Origin of the sequence: Streptomyces sp. BR1, from assembly GCF_052373795.1 — a bacterium.
GTDB lineage: Bacteria > Actinomycetota > Actinomycetes > Streptomycetales > Streptomycetaceae > Streptomyces.
The window spans coordinates 190,903-207,000 of record NZ_CM126252.1 but is presented as its reverse complement, the minus strand read 5'-3'; the positions used below and the strand labels follow the sequence as shown (position 1 = coordinate 207,000).

Sequence of the window (16,098 nt, the reverse complement as noted above, 5' to 3'; positions counted from 1 at the left end):
GCACGTTTGAACGGTACATGGCGAGATCGCATCGGTGCAGTGTCTCGGCCATGACTCTTCGAACCGGCCACTCGCGCAGGACGCACACGCGGGCCCCCGCCGGGCGAGCCGACGGGGGCCTGACGCTATGTCATATTCCTTAACGCGTAAGGAGACTGTAGAAGCCGCGGCCGAAGGTGGCCGCGACCAGGCGATGGTGGGCGGGGTCGTATGTGATGTCCGACACCGGCACCAGCGGCAGCCCGCCGCCGAGCCGCTGCCAGCCGCCCCGGCCGTTGACGAACACGCCCTGGTCGGTGGCGACATAGAGCGTATTTCGGCCGACCGGCACCACATCGTTGACCGGCGCCTGGGGAAGGTTTCCGGACAGATCGGTCCAGCTCGTGCCCGCGTCCCGGGTCCGCAGCAGATGCGGCTGCGGCGAGCCCGCCCGGTACCCGGACAGCGATACGTACGCGGTCGCCGGATCGTCCGCGTCCACCGCGATACGGGTCACCCACGGCTGACCGGACAGGACCTGGGTCCAGTGGGCGCCCAGATCGCGGGTCACCCACACCCGGCCGTCGTCGGTGCCCGCCCAGACGGTGTGCCCGTCATGCGCGGCCGCGACCGTCGTGATCGTGCCGTAGGGGTAGGAGTCGCGGCCAGGTCCGCCGGTGAGGTCGGGGCTGATCGGCTGCCAGGTGGCGCCGCCGTCGGCCGACCGGTTGAGCCGGTTGCCGCCGTAGTACAGGACGTTCGGGTTGACCGGGTCGAACTGCACGGGGGTGAGCCAGTTGCGGCGGTCGGCCGTGGTGGAGTTCGTGTACTCGGTGAGGGTGGTGCCGCCGTCGGTGGAGCGGAAGCAGTTGCCGTACTGGTAGCAGGCGTACACCCGGTTCTTGTCGGTGGGATCGATCAGGTTCTGCAGCCCGTCGCCGCCCAGGTACTCGTTGAACGCGTCGCCGCCCCAGGAGCGCACCGAGCCGTTGTCCTGGGCGCCGCCGGAGATCCGGGTGGTGTCCTGCGGGGTCGCCGCCACCGTGTAGAGCTGGGTCCACGGCTCGTACGTCGCCTTGGTCCAGCCCGAGTCACCGCGTGCGTCGGAGCGGTAGACGCCGCCGTCGTTGCCGAGGTAGACGCGGCCGGGGGTGCGCGGGTCCCAGAGCATGGCGTGCTGGTCGGAGTGGACGGCGTCCTCCTCGGCGGTCCAGGTCGCGCCGCCGTCCCTGGTGGTCATCAGACCCACCCCGGCCGCGTGCACATGACGGGCGTCGGCCGGGTCGACCCACACCTTGCCGAACCACCAGGAGTAGCTGGACTGGTTGTCGGCGAGAGTCGGGTTGTCGGGCAGCTTCGTCCAGCTGTCGCCGCCGTCGGCGGAGGTGAGGAAGCTCCCGAAGGTCCCGTCGGTGGCGCCGACCAGGGCGTACAGACGGCCCGGTTCCGAGCGTGCGATGCCCAGGCCGATGCGGCCCGAGTCGGCGGTGGGAAGTCCGCCGCCGAGGTGCTTCCAGTGGGCGCCGCCGTCGTCGGAGCGGTAGACGCCGGAGCCCGTTCCGCCGTAGGTGCGTTTGTCCGGCTCGCGCCGGTGGTCCCAGAGCACGGCGTACACCCGGTCGGGGTTGGCCGGGTCGCGCTGGACGTCGACGGCTCCGGTGAAACCGTTGGGTACGTCCAGCACCCGCCGCCAGGAACCCCCGGCGTTCTCGGAGAGGTAGACGCCCCGGTCGCCGCCCGCGTTGTAGAGCGACCCGGTGGCCGCGGCGAGCACCCGGCGGGGTGCGCGCGGGTCCACGTCGAGCGCGCCCACCGCCCCCGAGTCCCGCAGCCCGACCGCCCGCCAGCTGCGGCCCTGGTCGGTGGAGCGGTAGATCCCGGTCCCCTCGTACGTGACGCTGCCGCCACCGGGGTTGGGCTCGCCCGTGCCCGCGTACAGCGTGCTGTCCGGGGCTGCGGCGAGAGCGCCCATCGCCTGGGTGCCGCGCTCCGGCCACGCGGGGGTGAACGTCTTCCCGGCGTCGGCCGAGCGCCACACCCCGCCGCTCGCGGCCGCCGCGTACAGCGTGTCGGCGTGGCGGGGGTCGAGGGCGAGTGAGACGACCCGGCCGCCGATGTTGGTGGGGCCGATCGACTGCCAGGAACCGGAGGTCTGGGGCAGGGCGGCGGCCTGCGCGGCCGCGGTGTCGTAGGCGTGCCGGGGCAACGGCTGCCCGGGAACCGCTTTTTGCAGATAGCTGTACTCGGCGGGAGCGGCGGGGCCGCCTCCGTCGTCGTCCTCCTGGACCGAGGCCGAGGCGGTATGGCCTCCCGGCGCCAACAGCCCGGCGACCGCGAGCACCGCGATCGCGGCCGTACGTATACCGCTGGATCTCCCTGTACGCATGGACGGCTCCTTACGCGGCCGGGATCGCCGGCCCGCGACGAGTGGAAGAGCATTCCGATGGCGCGCAACTCACGTAACAGGGGGAGAGTGTTCATCAACTGCCGCAGCCGCACCAGTAGTTGGTGGCAGAACACGGTGTGAATGCGCCGGTGATCCACGCATCGGGCCGCTCACATGGGTGCTGACCGTTCATCACGATCGGGTCTCGGAGGGCGGGCGAGGGCTTGTCCGGGCTCGTGTAATCGATTCCAATCCTCGGTGTAATCGTTTCCACGGCCCCGTGAGAAGTGAGGAGGTGGTCCGGCGATGGCGGGCATCAAGGACGTCGCGGCCGAGGCAGGAGTGTCGGTCGCCACGGTCTCCCGTGTCCTCAACAGCCACCCGTCCGTCAGCCCCGAGGCGCGCTCGCGCGTCCTCGCCGCCGTCGACGCGCTCGGCTACCGCCCCAACGCGGTCGCCAGATCGCTGCGCACCGACCAGACCCGCACCCTCGGCCTGGTCATCAGCGATGTGCTCAACCCGTACTTCACCGAGCTCGCCCGTTCCGTGGAGCAGGAGGCGCGGGAGCTCGGCTACAGCGTCATCATCGGAAACGCCGACGAACGCCCCGAGTTGCAGGACCACCACATCCGCACCCTGCTCGACCGCCGCATCGACGGGCTGCTCGTGTCGCCCACCGACGGCGGCTCCGCGCTGATGCTGGAGGCGGCCCGCGCGGGCACGCCGATGGTCTTCGTCGACCGCTGGATCCCGGGCGTCGACGTCCCCGTCGTACGGGCCGACGGGCGCGCGGCTGTCCGCGACCTCGTCGCCCATCTCTACGGCCTCGGCCACCGAAGGCTCGCCATCATCGCGGGCCCGGCCGCCACCACCACGGGCAGCGAGCGCGTCGAGGCGTTCCGGGACGCGCTGCGCGAGCACCAACTCCCGCTCCCCGACGCCTACATCGGCCAGGGCGACTTCCAGGCCGACAGCGGCCGCCGGACCACCGAACGCTTCCTCGCGCTCCCCGAACCGCCCGACGTCGTCTTCGCCGCCGACAACCTGATGGCACTCGGCGCCCTCGACGCGATCCGCGCGCACGGGCTGCGGGTGCCGCACGACATCGCGCTCGCCGCCTTCGACGACATCCCGTGGTTCGTGCACACCGATCCGCCGATCACCGCGATCGCGCAGCCGACCGACGAGCTGGGCCGGGCCGCGGTACGGGCGCTCGTCGACCGGATCGAGGGGCGTGCACCGGAGTCCGTCACCCTCGCCGCCCGGCTCGTCGTACGCAGCTCCTGCGGCGAGGGCGCCTCCGGCCAGGGGAGCAACGCATGAGCGAGCAAGGCGAGTTGCTGCGTATCGACGGCATCCGCAAGGCGTTTCCCGGTGTGGTCGCGCTCGAAGGTGTCGACTTCGAGCTGCGCCGCGGTGAGGTGCACGTACTCCTGGGCGAGAACGGCGCGGGCAAGAGCACCCTCATCAAGACGCTCTCCGGTGCCCACCGTCCCGACAGCGGCCGCATCCTCGCCGACGGGCGCGAGGTGCGCATCCACAGCGCGCAGGACGCCGAACGGCTCGGCATCGCCACCATCTACCAGGAGTTCACCCTCGTCCCCGATCTCACCGTCGCCGAGAACATCTTCCTGGGCCGTCAGCCCCGCCGCTTCGGGATGATCGACCGCAAACGGATGGAGGCGGACGCCGCCGTGCTCCTGGAGCGGGTCGGCGTCGATGTCGCGCCCCACGCGCGCGTACGTGAACTCGGCATCGCCCGGCTCCAGATGGTCGAGATCGCCAAGGCGCTCAGCCTCGACGCACGCGTCCTGATCATGGACGAGCCGACCGCCGTGCTCACCTCCGAAGAGGTCGACAAACTCTTCACCCTCGTACGCGGTCTGCGCGCGGACGGTGTGGGGATCGTCTTCATCACCCACCACCTCGACGAGATCGCGGCGCTCGGCGACCGCGTCACGGTGCTGCGCGACGGCCGAAGCGTCGGCCAGGTGCCCGCGTCGACCCCCGAGGACGAACTCGTACGCCTCATGGTCGGCCGGGACATCGACCAGCAGTATCCGCGCGAACGCCCGGATGTCGGGGCCCCGTTGCTCTCCGTGCGCGCACTGACCCGCAAGGGCGCCTTCCACGACGTCAGCTTCGAGGTGCGCGCAGGTGAGGTCGTCGGGCTCGCCGGGCTGGTCGGCGCCGGGCGCACCGAGGTCGCCCGGGCCGTCTTCGGCGCCGACCGCTACGACAGCGGAACCGTCGAGGTACGTGGCGAACCACTGCCCCGGCACGATGTGAACGCCGCGATGGGCGCCGGGATCGGGCTTGTCCCCGAGGACCGCAAGGGCCAGGGTTTGGTCCTCGACGCCTCCGTACAGGAGAACCTGGGCCTGGTCACGCTGCGCTCGGCCACCCGCGCCGGGCTCGTCGACCGCAAGGGCCAGCGGGCGGCGGCCGCGCGGATCGCCGAACGCCTCGGCGTACGTATGGCCGGGCTCGGCCAGCCGGTGCGCACGCTGTCCGGCGGCAACCAGCAGAAGGTCGTCATCGGCAAGTGGCTGCTCGCCGACACCAAGGTGCTCATCCTCGACGAGCCGACGCGGGGCATCGACGTCGGCGCCAAGGTCGAGATCTACCAGCTCGTCAACGAACTGACCGCCGCCGGGCACGCGGTCCTCATGATCTCCAGTGATCTGCCCGAGGTGCTCGGCATGAGCGACCGGGTGCTGGTCATGGCCCAGGGACGCATCGCCGGGGAACTCCCGGCGGGCGAGGCGACCCAGGAAGCCGTCATGGAACTCGCCGTCGGCACGGCGGTCGCGCCCGCCCCCGTACAGAACGAAGTGGAGGGCTCCCGTGGCCACTGACACGCTCCGGAGCGGCGCGAGCGGCATACCGGCGCTGCGCCGCCTGCTGCTCGACAACGGCGCGCTCAGCGCACTCGTGATCCTGCTGGTGGCGATGTCGCTGCTCTCCGGCGACTTCCTGACCACGCAGAACCTGCTCAACGTCGGGGTGCAGGCGGCGGTGACCGCGATCCTCGCGTTCGGGGTCACCTTCGTCATCGTCTCGGCGGGCATCGACCTGTCGGTCGGGTCCGTCGCCGCGCTGTCCGCGACCGTGCTCGCCTGGTCGGCGACGAAGCAGGGCCTGCCGGTGTGGCTCGCGGTCGTCCTCGCCATCGGTACGGGCATCGCCTGCGGTCTGGTCAGCGGCGCCCTCGTCGCGTACGGCAAACTCCCGCCGTTCATCGCCACGTTGGCCATGCTCTCGGTCGGTCGTGGCTTGTCCCTGGTCATCTCGCAGGGCAGCCCGATCGCGTTCCCCGACTCCGTCTCCCGGATCGGCGACACCATCGGCGGCCGACTGCCCGTCCCGGTCCTGGTGATGGTCGCGATGGGGCTGCTGACCGCGCTGATCCTGTCCCGTACGTACCTCGGACGCTCGATGTACGCGATCGGCGGCAACGAGGAGGCGGCCCGGCTCTCCGGGCTGCAGGTCAGGCGGCAGAAGATCGCGATCTACGCGCTGTCCGGCCTGTTCGCCGCCGTCGCCGGAATCGTGCTCGCCTCCCGGCTCGTCTCGGCGCAGCCGCAGGCCGCGCAGGGGTACGAGCTCGACGCGATCGCGGCCGTCGTCATCGGCGGCGCCAGCCTGTCCGGCGGTGTGGGCAAGGCGTCCGGGACCCTCATCGGCGCGCTGATCCTGGCGGTGCTGCGCAACGGACTCAACCTCCTTTCCGTGTCGGCCTTCTGGCAGCAGGTCGTCATCGGCGTGGTCATCGCGCTGGCCGTCCTGCTCGACACCGTGCGCCGCCGGGCCGGGGCCGCGCCCGGGGCGGCGGGTGAGGGAGGCGGATTCGGCGGCAAGGGCGGAGCCGTGAAGGCGGCGGTCGCCGCCGTGGCCGTGGCGGCCGTCCTGGGCGCGCTCTCTTTCGTCAACACCGGCTCGTCCGGAGCCTCCACCAAGGTGGGCATGTCGCTCTCCACCCTCAACAACCCGTTCTTCGTCCAGATGAAGGCCGGGGCCGAGGCGGAGGCCAAGGCGGCCGGAATCGATCTCACCGTCACCGACGCGCAGAACGACGCCTCCCAACAGGCCAACCAGATCCAGAACTTCACCGGCGCGGGTATGAAGTCGATCATCGTCAACCCGGTGGACTCGGATGCCGTGGGCCCGTCGGTGCGCGCCGCCAACAAGGCGGACATTCCCGTGGTCGCCGCCGACCGAGGCGTCAACAAGGCCACCGCGGCCACCCTGGTCGCCTCCGACAACGTGGCGGGCGGAAGGCTCGCGGCCAAGACGCTCGCCGACAAGCTCGGCGGCAAGGGCAGCATCGTCGTCCTCCAGGGCACCGCGGGCACCTCCGCCAGCCGCGAGCGCGGCCAGGGCTTCGCCGAGGGCATCAAGGCGTACCCCGGCATCTCGGTCGTCGCCCGTCAGCCCGCCGATTTCGACCGCACCAAGGGCCTCGACGTGATGACCAATCTGCTCCAGTCCCACCCCGATGTCACCGGGGTCTTCGCCGAGAACGACGAGATGGCGCTCGGCGCGGTCAAGGCGCTCGGTGCCAAAGCCGGATCCTCCGTCGCCGTGGTCGGCTTCGACGGAACTCCCGACGGTCTCAAAGCGGTTGGGGCGGGCACACTGTACGCATCGGTCGCGCAGCAGCCCGCCGAGCTCGGCCGGATCGCCGTGCGCAACGCGGTCAGGGCGGCCAAGGGCGACCAGGTCGAGAGCACGGTGAAGGTTCCGGTCAAGGTCGTCCTGCGCGAAAACCTCGCCCAGTTCTCCTGAACGTCGCAGACTTCTCTCGACGCTCACCGGCCACCCCCTACCTCGGCCCCACAGCGAAAGCAGGACAGGGATGTACGACTACGACCTTCTGGTCGTCGGGTCCGCCAACGCCGACCTGGTCATCGGCGTGGACCGCCGCCCCGCGCCCGGCGAGACCGTGCTCGGCTCGGACCTGGTCGTCCACCCGGGCGGCAAGGGCGCGAACCAAGCCGTCGCGGCCGCCCGGCTCGGGGCGCGCACCGCGCTGCTGGCCCGGGTCGGCGACGACGGCCACGGCCGGCTGCTTCTGGACTCGCAGCGGGCGGCGGGCGTCGACACCGTCGGCATGCTCGTCGGCGGGGCGCCCACCGGGGTCGCGCTGATCACCGTGGACCCGTCCGGTGACAACAGCATCGTGGTCTCGCCCGGCGCCAACGCCCGGCTCGCCCCGCAGGACGTGCGGGCCGCCGCCAGCCTCTTCCAGGCGTCGCGGGTGGTCTCCGCGCAGCTGGAGATCCCACTGGAGACGGTCGTCGAGACGGTACGGAGTCTCGCCTTCGGCAGCCGTTTCGTCCTCAACCCGTCCCCGCCCGCCCGGCTGCCCGCCGCCGTGCTCACCGCCTGCGACCCGCTGATCGTCAACGAGCACGAGGCCCGTTTCCTGCTGGGCGACTCGGCGGGCCCCACCCCCGAGGACTGGGCCCGGGCGCTGCTGCTGCGCGGCCCGCGCTCGGTGGTGATCACCCTGGGCGGGGCGGGCGCCCTGGTCGCGGCCGGCAGCACCAACTCCTTTGTACGGGTGGCCAGTCCACAGGTCGACGTGGTGGACACGACCGGTGCGGGGGACGCCTTCACGGCCGCGCTGGCCTGGCGGCTCGGTCTGGGCGAGGACCTGGCGGAGGCCGCCGCGTTCGCGGTCCGGGTCGGGGCGGCGGCGGTGACCCGGCACGGCGCGCAGGAGTCGTATCCGACGGCCGAGGAGGTCTTCGCGCGGTGAGGTGAGCGGCTGTTCCGCGCGTCCGACCGCCTTACGGGCTACGGCTGTTGTCGGCCATCCGCGCGGAATTGGCCATACCCCTACAAATCCCGGAAAGCGCCCGACCGTACCCCCTACCGTGATCCCGATGCGTCGGCCGACGCAGCACGACGGCCCACGGGGGCCATGCGCCAGGGAGTTGCAGTAGATGAAACGACGGTTGGGCATCCTCGTCTCGGTCGGTGCGCTCACGTTCGGGGCCACCGGCGTGGGCACCGCGGCGGCATCCGCCGCACCGGCCCACCCCACCGCGACCGCCGAGATCTTCGCCACCAGCAACACGGCCGTCATCACCGACCCCGCCGACCCCCGGCTGCGGACCCAACTGCGCGGCTTCGACCGCGAGGTGCGCTCGGTCATCCACGCCAACGGCGCCAGGGCCGGGAAGTCGACCCTCCTGAACGGTGTGTTCTGGTCGTCCGACCTCAAGCAGGCGACGTACGAGCGCTCGCGCGAGTTCGACGTCAACCACGTCAGCGCGAGCGGACTGCACCACATCGCGGACGTCGTCCGCAAGCAGTTCAAGCAGGAGTCCGTGCTGACCTTCCGCCATCTGCCGCGCACCTCGGCGCAGACCAACGCCGTCGACATCGAGGCGCCCGGCATCACCTCGCGCAAACTCCACGACGCGCTGCTCGCGAATCCCACCGCCCGTGACGAACTCGGCGGCGGCTCGGTCACCGCCCGCGACGGCAGGCTCATCCTCATCGCCCCGCTCGCCGACCTCCCGCTCGCCAAGAAGTTCGTGGGCGAGCTCGGGGTGGACTGGTCGAAGGCCCAAGTCCGTTACGGGGCCGAGGAGTTCGTCGGCAGCTGACGCACGGCCGCGCGCGCGGCCCCAAAGGCCTGCGCGCGCGGGCGAGTGATCCCCGCACGCCGGTCACGTATCGTAACCGCGTGTGCACCATGCGCCCCGTTACCCGCGTAGCTGTCCCTGAGCAGCGGAATTGGCCACTTTAAGTGGTCGCACGACGGGTGCTTTTCGTGGGAGGGCGGCGCAAGCTGGAGGCGGAGCCGGGCCGTCTATCCCCGAGCAGACGGCCCAGCTCCGCCCGGGGCGCCGCCACGGAGCGGGAGGACGGCGCCCCTTTTGACGCCTCCCGGATCAGCCCACCAGCTCCGGGTGGTGACGCCGCGCCACCTCCGGGTGGGCGCGCAGCCAGCCCTTGAGCTCATTGCGGCCGTACTCGGCGTGCAGCGGGTTGTCGGCGCTGTGCGCGACGCCGGGCGCGTGCGAGAGATAGGCGCCGGGGACCGTCTCGACGCGGGCGTCCAGACGCGGGTTGTAGAAGAACGGCAGCGAGTACCGCTCCACCGCTCCGGGCGGCGAGACGACGCGGTGGTCGGTCGCGGACAGATAGCCCTCGGTCGCGATCTCCAGGAGCTCGCCGAGGTTGACGACGAACGCGCCGGGCAGCGGCGGAACGTCCACGAAGCCGTCGCCGAGCCGGACTTGGAGACCCCCGACGGAGTCCTGGAGCAGCAGCGTGAGGAACCCGTAGTCCTTGTGCGCGCCGACGCCCTGGCCGTCGCCCTCCGGGGCGCTTCCGGGGTAGCGGATCAGCTTGGTGTGCAGATGCGGGCGCTCGGCGAAGGCGGCGTCGAAGAAGTCGGCGGGCGCGCCGATGGAGGCCAGCAGCTCCTGGAGCAGCCGGTGCGCGACGGCCGCGAGCCGGTCCTGCCAGTCGAGCACGACGGTGCGCAGCTCGGGCAGCGCGCCGGGCCACTGGTTGGGCCCTTCCAGCCAGCGGTACGCCGGGTCGTCCGGCCCCACCACGGGCGCGGGCCGCTCGGCCCCGACGTCGAGCTGGTCACGCCAGTCCGAACGCCCGCCCGTCAGCTCATGGCCGATGCGCGTGTAGCCCCGGAAGTGCGGCGAGCGCAGATTGCTCAGAGCGAGCCGATCGGCCTCGGGCAGTGCGAAGAACTCCCTGGTCAGCCGCGATATACGAGCGACCTCGGCGTCCTCGATGCCATGCCCAACGAGATGGAAGAACCCGGTGTCGCGGGCCGCGCGGTGCAGCCCCTCGCGAAAGGCGTCACGCGTGGCCGGGTCATCCGCCTGCGACAGATCGACCACGGGCAGTGAGGTGGAAAGCAGGGTGCTGCTGGACATGGCGGGTTCCGTTTCCGTTCCGGGATATACGGAGGTCCTGTTCCCGGGGTTGCCGGGAGGACGGCCGGAACGGCTCGGCGGAAGGGTGCGCCGGAACCGGGGTATGACCGCGACAGGACCGTGGGGCAGAAGGGCGGGCCCGGGGCGAGGCTCGAAGAGCCGGGCCGGGGGCCAAGGCCGAAAAGGCCGCGAAGGTCAGTCCTGCGGGCGACAGCTCATGCTGGTGACGCGCACGTAGTCCACGTGTCGGCGCATCACGAGAAGAGTCATGCCACGAGAGTACGCCTGGTGCGCGGAGCCATGGGGGAGATCTTGCCCACACTCGTACGGGGAATGGTCCGAGTCCGTAGGGGCGGGCACCACTGATCCGATCAGGGGAACGATCAGCCTGTCGTGTGGGCGTGCGGGCGTCGGTTGGCGAGAGTCGACGCGACCAGTCGGACACACCACTCAAGGGACTCCCATGCTCCGTCGCCTCGCCGTCGTCCTCGTCAGCCTCTCCGCCGCGGCCTGCTTCACCGCCGGCACCGCGACCGCCGCGTCGTCCGACGGCCCGAGGGAGCTGACCCCCCGCGAGCAGGCGGGCCTGGAATTCGCGGGCCACGTACTCGGCGGCCTCCTCGGCGGCTCGCCCCTGCGCGGCGCGGGCTTCTGAGGTCGTACGTCCCGGTGCTGATCCGGAGAACGTGAAACGGGCGCCCACCCCCGTCGGGGTGGGCGCCCGCAGGTGTCCGGCCTACCGGATCACTTCACGTTGACCGCGGCCCAGGCCGCGTCCACCGTCTTGTACTCGGTGCTGCTCGCGCCGTACAGCGCGCTCGCCGCGCTGAGGGTGGCGGTGCGGGCGCCCGCGTAGTCGGTCGTCGAGGTCATGAACTCGGTCAGCGCCTTGTACCAGATCTTGACGGCCTTGTCCCGGCCGATGCCCGTGACCTTGGAGCCGTCGGACGTCGGGGAGTCGTAGCTGACGCCGTTGATCGTCTTGGCGCCGCTGCCCTCCGACAGCAGATAGAAGAAGTGGTTGGCCACGCCGGACGAGTTGTGGACGTCCAGGTCGCCGACCCCGGCGGACCAGCTGTCGGCCGAGCCGCCGTCCTTGCTCGGCTTGTCCATGTACCGCAGCGGCTTGCCGTCACCGTTGATGTTGATCTTCTCGCCGATGAGGTAGTCGCCGACGTCCGTGGAGTTGTTCGCGTAGAACTCCACCGCGGTGCCGAAGATGTCCGAGGTCGCCTCGTTGAGGCCGCCGGACTCACCGCTGTAGTTGAGCTTGGCGGTGGCCGCCGTCAGGCCGTGCGACATCTCGTGGCCCGCGACGTCGAGCGAGGTCAGCGGCGCGGCGTTGCCGTTCCCGTCCCCGTACGTCATGCAGAAGCAGCTGTCGTCCCAGAACGCGTTGACGTAGTTGTCGCCGTAGTGGACCCGGCTGTACGAGGCGACACCGTCGTTCTTGATGCCGTTGCGACCCAGCACGTTCTTGTAGAAGTCCCAGGTCACCGCCGCGCCGTAGTGCGCGTCCACGGCCGCGGTCTGGGCGTTGGACGCCTTGCCGTCGCCCCAGGTGTCGACCTTGTTCGTGAAGAGCGTGCCCTTGCCGTCCGTCTTGTGGCCGAGGTCGTACGTCTTGTGGCCGCCGCGCGCCGAGTCGTCGAGCTGGAAGTTCGAGCCGGACTTCGAGGTGCCGAGTGTGACGCTGCCGCTGTACTCGCTGGCGCCCGTGCCGGTCTCGATGGCCTGCCACTGGGAGAGCTTCTTCCCGGTGTTGGCGTCCGTCACGACGTGCAGCTGGCTCGGCGTGCCGTCGTCCTGGAATCCGCCGACGACCGTCTCGTAGGCGAGGACGGGCGTGCCCTTCGCCGCCCAGATCACCTTGCGCGGCGCCTGGTCGGCCGAGGCCTTCTTCGCCCCCGCGCTCTTGGCGATGCCAAGTGCCTTCTGCTGTACGGCACTTGCGGCGATGGCCGGCGTGGTGGACGCGACCTTGATCGCACTTCTGGCAGCCTTGCTCACACCGGCGCTCTTGCCGTTCTTGGTGACGTGCACGACCAAGTCGCCGCCGAGGACCGGGAGTCCGTCGTAGGTGCGGTCGTAACGGGTGTGGACGGTGCCGTCGGCGTCCTTGATCACGTCACGGACGACGAGCTTCTCCTGGGCGCCCAGGCCCAGTTCGGCCGCCGTCTTGGCGGTGGTGGCGGTCTGCTGACGCATCAGCTCGGCCCGCTGCGAGGCGGAGAGGCTGAACGGCTTCGCGGCGGTGTCGGCGCTCGTGGGGGAGGCGCCGGCGGAGCCGGAGGCCACGCCGGTGAGACCACCGGCGAGGAGCGCGGCGGCGGCGACGGAGCCGGCGACACGCGTGGAACGCGTTATACGAAAAGTCACGCGAGCATCCCTTTCTAGGGAGTGGGGGGTTGATGGTGCAGGTGTCACGTGTGGGCCCACAGTGACAGGAGGGGTGAGTACATGTCAGGAAGGCGACCATGAAATGGCCGGAATGCTTCTTGGGGGCATCGCGGTGCCGCGCGGGGCCGAAGTGGCCTGTCAGGCAAGGGATTTCGGGACCGAACGGTCGTCCGGCGGCAAGTGGTGAACCGGTCGCCGTGAAAAGTACCTGACCGAAAATCGACCCAACTGAAGGGGGCTCTCGATCGTCTGAGGGCAGAGGTCTGGACGCCCGGCGTCCGGCTGGTTACTCTCCAGTGCACCTAGTCAACAAGTTGAGTATCTAAGTGTGGAGAGGTGGCTGAGGCGATGTCCGCCTTCCGCAAGGCCGTGGAGTCCGGGGACCATGACGCCATCGAGGCGCTGCTGGCCGAGAACGTCGTCTTCACCAGCCCGGTGGCCTTCAAGCCGTACCCGGGGAAGGCGATCACGGCCGCGATCCTGCGGGGTGTGATCCGTACGTTCGCCGACTTCCACTATGTGCGCGAGATCGTGAGCGCCGACGGCCGGGACCAGGCGCTGGTCTTCAAGGCCACCGTCAACGGCCTTGAGGTCAACGGGTGCGACTTCCTGCACTTCGACGACGACGGCCTGATCGACGACTTCACCGTCATGGTCCGCCCGTTGTCCGGGGCCAATGCCCTCTCCGAGGCGATGGCCGCCCAGTTCGATCGCATCCGCCAGGAGGCGGCCGCCGGTTGATCCGGCCCTGTACGCGGAAAAAGCCCGGGCCGACGAGGTGTTCCTCGCCGACCCGGGCTTTCTGGCTGTTGCGAGCGATTACTCGATGACGAGCTCGACCTCGATGTTGCCGCGCGTGGCCTTGGAGTACGGGCAGAAGGCGTGCGTCGCTTCGACCAGCTTGCGGCCGGTCTCGCCCTCCAGGGCGTCCGGCAGCTCCACGCGCATGACGACCGCGAGCCCGAAGCCGGTGTCGTCCTTGCCGATGGAGACCTCCGCGGTGACGGCGACGTCCTTGGTGTCGAGCTTCAGCTCGCGGCCGACCGCTCCCATGGCGCTGGCGAAGCACGCGGCGTATCCGGCGGCGAAGAGCTGCTCGGGGTTGGTGCCCTCGCCGTTGCCGCCGAGCGCCTGGGGCATCGCGAGGGGGAGGTCGAGCCGGCCGTCCGAGCTCACGGCCCGGCCCTCGCGCCCGTTGGCGGTGGCGGCAGCGGTGTACAGCGCGTTCATGGAGGTGCCCTCTTCCGTCCGGTGGGGAGCGGATGCCCGCTCCTCTCTGCCCTCAAAGAGTTGCACACAACTAAATTGTGCGCAACTCAATGACGGGCGACAAGCTACCCTGGATCCATGACCTCCTCGTCGACCCCTGCCCCGCCGTCCTCGCCCCTCGCGTCCGACGTCGATCTGCTCCGCCTCGACCACCAGGTCTGCTTCTCCCTGCACGCCGCGTCGCGCGCCTTCGGCGGCATCTACCGCGACGCCCTGAAGGACCTCGGCCTCACGTATCCGCAGTATCTGGTGATGCTGGTGCTCTGGGAGCACGGACCGCAGCCCGTCAAGGTGATCGGCGAGCGGCTGCGGCTCGACTCGGGCACGCTCTCGCCGCTGCTCAAGCGCCTGGAGGCGGCCGGGCTCGTGACCCGCGAGCGCAGTGCCCACGACGAGCGGTCGGTGACGATCCGGCTGACCGAGGACGGCGCCGGGCTGCGCGAGCGGGCGCTGCCGGTGCCGCTGAAGATCCTCTCGGCGACGGGCCTCTCCGTGGAGGAGGTGCTGTCCCTCCAGCAACTCCTCGGCCGGATCACGACGTCTCTGGACCGGGCGAGCTGAGCCAGCCGGACCGGGCCGGGGTGCGGGTGTCCGCCCGCGCCTTGGCCTCGGCCGCGTAGGTGTCCACGTACTCCTGCTCGGAGAGCGCACGGATCGCGTACATGATCTCGTCCGTGACCGCGCGCAGCACTTCGCGCTGATCCGGCAGGTTCGCGTACCGGGAGAAGTCCAGCGGGGCGCCGAAGCGGATGGTGACCGGTACGCGGCGCGGCAGCCGCTGTCCGCGCGCCTGGGCCTCGAACGTGCCGATCATCGCGCAGGGGATCACGGGCGCGCCCGAGCGCAGCGCCATGGCCGCGACCCCGGCCTTGCCCTTGTACAGGCGGCCGTCGTGCGAGCGGGTGCCTTCGGGGTAGATGCCGAGCAGTCCGCCCTCCGCGAGGACCCGCACTCCGGTGTCGACCGCGGCCTGTGCCGCGTCTTTGCCCGAGCGGTCCACCGGTATTTGCCCGACGCCCCGGAAGAACGCGGCGGTCAGCCGTCCTTTGAGGCCCCGGCCCGTGAAGTACTCCATCTTGCACATGTAGGTGATGCGGCGCCTGATGGCCGCGGGAACCAGGAATGAGTCGCAGAACGAGAGATGGTTTCCCGCGACGATCGCCGCACCGTCGCGCGGCACGTGCCGCAGCCCTTCGACCTTGGGTCGCATGGGCCACCGCAGCAGTGGCACGAGCACGATGTATTTGAACGCGTAATAAAGCACGCCAGTGAGACCCTTTCCCCGGAGTGACCCCCCGCGCCGAGGCACGCTAATGGGGGGTCGGGCGAATGGGGAGAGGGCCTAATGAGCCACGAGTGATGGTTCAAAAACGCCGTTCCGCCCCGGTGTTGACACCGAGGCGGAACATTTGCGTTCAGAATTCAGCCGTTTGCAGCCGGGATTGCCGGCGGGCGCTTCGGCCGAGCTGTCTCATCCGTGTCGTTACGGGTGCCAGACTTCCTTGATGGCGACAACGTTGCCCTTGGCGTTCAGGGTGACGTCGTAGATGCCGCCCGAGCAGGTGAACGGGGGCTTGACGGCGTCGTGGTCGTTGGCGAGGCAGTCGCCGATGTGGTCCCAGAGCTGGTACAGCTCGACCTTCTTGGTCTGGCCGGAACCCGTGGCGAGCTCCGCCGTGACGTTGTTCTCGAACCAGTACGGCTTGTGCGCGCCCTCGCCGTGGTAGATCCAGTCGTTCGGCGTGCACGCGGGCTTGGCGTCCTGCGCGTGCATGGTGTTCTGCTTGGGCCGCTCGATCGGGTGCAGCATCTTGTGACCCGCGGGCAGCTTGGGCGGGTTGCCGCAGTCCTGGTTGGGGTCGGCGGACGGGTCGGCCGGGGTGCCGGCGGACGGAGTCGCCTTGGCGGCGGCGGACTTGGAGGCGGCGGGTGCCGAGCTCTTGTCGCCGGACGGGCCGCATGCGGTGACGGTGACCAGGGCCGCCGCGAAGGCGACGGCGGTGAGCAGACTGCGAGTTGACGCCATGTCAGGTATCCCCCGAGGTGGTGCTTGAATTTGCGGCATGATCATGCCATACGGCGAGATCAAGCCACCAATCGAGCGGTATCGGGGTCTGTGGCCGCCCGCGACCCGGCGCCCGGCCG

14 protein-coding genes are annotated in these 16,098 nt (G+C 70.4%); 8 read left to right on the top strand and 6 right to left on the bottom strand.

The window, feature by feature from the left end:
* Window positions 1-139: 139 nt before the first annotated feature.
* Window positions 140-2,365, bottom strand: a complete 2,226-nt coding sequence (locus tag ACT1U9_RS00905; RefSeq protein ID WP_444536430.1) for a WD40/YVTN/BNR-like repeat-containing protein — start codon at window positions 2,363-2,365, stop codon at window positions 140-142.
* A gap of 306 nt (window positions 2,366-2,671) precedes the next feature.
* Between ACT1U9_RS00905 and ACT1U9_RS00900 the strand changes: the two genes are divergently transcribed.
* The 5 genes from ACT1U9_RS00900 (at window position 2,672) to ACT1U9_RS00880 (ending at window position 8,985) form a co-directional block, all read left to right on the top strand.
* Window positions 2,672-3,688 carry a LacI family DNA-binding transcriptional regulator gene (locus ACT1U9_RS00900; protein ID WP_444536429.1) on the top strand — a complete coding sequence of 339 codons (1,017 nt, stop codon included), beginning with the start codon at window positions 2,672-2,674 and terminating at the stop codon, window positions 3,686-3,688.
* On the top strand, window positions 3,685-5,223 hold the full coding sequence (locus ACT1U9_RS00895) for a sugar ABC transporter ATP-binding protein (RefSeq protein WP_444536428.1): 1,539 nt from the start codon (window positions 3,685-3,687) through the stop codon (window positions 5,221-5,223). Before ACT1U9_RS00900 ends, ACT1U9_RS00895 begins: the two co-directional genes overlap by 4 nt.
* Window positions 5,213-7,153 (top strand): ABC transporter permease/substrate-binding protein, encoded by a 1,941-nt coding sequence (locus ACT1U9_RS00890; protein WP_444536427.1) that lies wholly within the window; start codon window positions 5,213-5,215, stop codon window positions 7,151-7,153. The genes ACT1U9_RS00895 and ACT1U9_RS00890 overlap by 11 nt, the downstream gene beginning before the upstream one ends.
* Window positions 7,154-7,223: 70 nt before the next feature.
* Complete coding sequence (locus ACT1U9_RS00885; protein ID WP_444536426.1) at window positions 7,224-8,129, top strand: ribokinase; 906 nt, start codon at window positions 7,224-7,226, stop codon at window positions 8,127-8,129.
* Between the two features lie 187 nt (window positions 8,130-8,316).
* The gene (locus ACT1U9_RS00880; protein WP_444536425.1) at window positions 8,317-8,985 is read left to right on the top strand and encodes a hypothetical protein; all 669 of its coding nucleotides are present in this window, start codon (window positions 8,317-8,319) and stop codon (window positions 8,983-8,985) included.
* Between the two features lie 288 nt (window positions 8,986-9,273).
* Here the strand turns inward: ACT1U9_RS00880 and ACT1U9_RS00875 are convergent, their stop codons facing one another.
* On the bottom strand, window positions 9,274-10,284 hold the full coding sequence (locus tag ACT1U9_RS00875; RefSeq protein ID WP_444536424.1) for an isopenicillin N synthase family dioxygenase: 1,011 nt from the start codon (window positions 10,282-10,284) through the stop codon (window positions 9,274-9,276).
* Between the two features lie 463 nt (window positions 10,285-10,747).
* On the opposite strand from ACT1U9_RS00875, the gene ACT1U9_RS00870 reads away from it, so the two are divergent.
* Entirely contained in the window at window positions 10,748-10,939 is a 192-nt protein-coding gene (locus tag ACT1U9_RS00870) for a hypothetical protein (protein WP_444536423.1), read from the top strand.
* An 89-nt stretch (window positions 10,940-11,028) separates the two neighbouring features.
* Here ACT1U9_RS00870 and ACT1U9_RS00865 read toward each other — a convergent pair whose 3' ends face one another.
* Entirely contained in the window at window positions 11,029-12,663 is a 1,635-nt protein-coding gene (locus ACT1U9_RS00865; protein ID WP_444536422.1) for a M4 family metallopeptidase, read from the bottom strand.
* Between the two features lie 369 nt (window positions 12,664-13,032).
* Between ACT1U9_RS00865 and ACT1U9_RS00860 the strand changes: the two genes are divergently transcribed.
* Window positions 13,033-13,425: a nuclear transport factor 2 family protein gene (locus ACT1U9_RS00860; protein WP_444536421.1), complete on the top strand. Its 393-nt coding sequence runs from the start codon at window positions 13,033-13,035 to the stop codon at window positions 13,423-13,425.
* A gap of 78 nt (window positions 13,426-13,503) precedes the next feature.
* Here ACT1U9_RS00860 and ACT1U9_RS00855 read toward each other — a convergent pair whose 3' ends face one another.
* Window positions 13,504-13,914, bottom strand: coding sequence for an organic hydroperoxide resistance protein (locus ACT1U9_RS00855; protein WP_444536420.1), 411 nt, complete (start codon window positions 13,912-13,914; stop codon window positions 13,504-13,506).
* Between the two features lie 117 nt (window positions 13,915-14,031).
* Here ACT1U9_RS00855 and ACT1U9_RS00850 point away from each other — a divergent pair, with 117 nt between their 5' ends.
* Window positions 14,032-14,514, top strand: a complete 483-nt coding sequence (locus ACT1U9_RS00850; RefSeq protein ID WP_444536419.1) for a MarR family winged helix-turn-helix transcriptional regulator — start codon at window positions 14,032-14,034, stop codon at window positions 14,512-14,514.
* Here the strand turns inward: ACT1U9_RS00850 and ACT1U9_RS00845 are convergent.
* Window positions 14,486-15,217, bottom strand: coding sequence for a lysophospholipid acyltransferase family protein (locus ACT1U9_RS00845; RefSeq protein ID WP_444536418.1), 732 nt, complete (start codon window positions 15,215-15,217; stop codon window positions 14,486-14,488). The genes ACT1U9_RS00850 and ACT1U9_RS00845 overlap by 29 nt on opposite strands.
* Window positions 15,218-15,436: 219 nt before the next feature.
* Entirely contained in the window at window positions 15,437-15,979 is a 543-nt protein-coding gene (locus ACT1U9_RS00840; protein WP_444536417.1) for a hypothetical protein, read from the bottom strand.
* Window positions 15,980-16,098 lie beyond the last annotated feature (119 nt).

What these genes read in the sequence shown, in the direction of transcription:
- ACT1U9_RS00905 (WP_444536430.1), bottom strand. Translation starts at nt 2,365, where the DNA reads ATGCGTACAGGGAGATCCAGCGGTATACGTACGGCCGCGATCGCGGTG.
- ACT1U9_RS00900 (WP_444536429.1), top strand. Translation starts at nt 2,672, where the DNA reads ATGGCGGGCATCAAGGACGTCGCGGCCGAGGCAGGAGTGTCGGTCGCC.
- ACT1U9_RS00895 (WP_444536428.1), top strand. Translation starts at nt 3,685, where the DNA reads ATGAGCGAGCAAGGCGAGTTGCTGCGTATCGACGGCATCCGCAAGGCG.
- ACT1U9_RS00885 (WP_444536426.1), top strand. Translation starts at nt 7,224, where the DNA reads ATGTACGACTACGACCTTCTGGTCGTCGGGTCCGCCAACGCCGACCTG.
- ACT1U9_RS00880 (WP_444536425.1), top strand. Translation starts at nt 8,317, where the DNA reads ATGAAACGACGGTTGGGCATCCTCGTCTCGGTCGGTGCGCTCACGTTC.
- ACT1U9_RS00875 (WP_444536424.1), bottom strand. Translation starts at nt 10,284, where the DNA reads ATGTCCAGCAGCACCCTGCTTTCCACCTCACTGCCCGTGGTCGATCTG.
- ACT1U9_RS00870 (WP_444536423.1), top strand. Translation starts at nt 10,748, where the DNA reads ATGCTCCGTCGCCTCGCCGTCGTCCTCGTCAGCCTCTCCGCCGCGGCC.
- ACT1U9_RS00860 (WP_444536421.1), top strand. Translation starts at nt 13,033, where the DNA reads ATGTCCGCCTTCCGCAAGGCCGTGGAGTCCGGGGACCATGACGCCATC.
- ACT1U9_RS00855 (WP_444536420.1), bottom strand. Translation starts at nt 13,914, where the DNA reads ATGAACGCGCTGTACACCGCTGCCGCCACCGCCAACGGGCGCGAGGGC.
- ACT1U9_RS00850 (WP_444536419.1), top strand. Translation starts at nt 14,032, where the DNA reads ATGACCTCCTCGTCGACCCCTGCCCCGCCGTCCTCGCCCCTCGCGTCC.
- ACT1U9_RS00840 (WP_444536417.1), bottom strand. Translation starts at nt 15,979, where the DNA reads ATGGCGTCAACTCGCAGTCTGCTCACCGCCGTCGCCTTCGCGGCGGCC.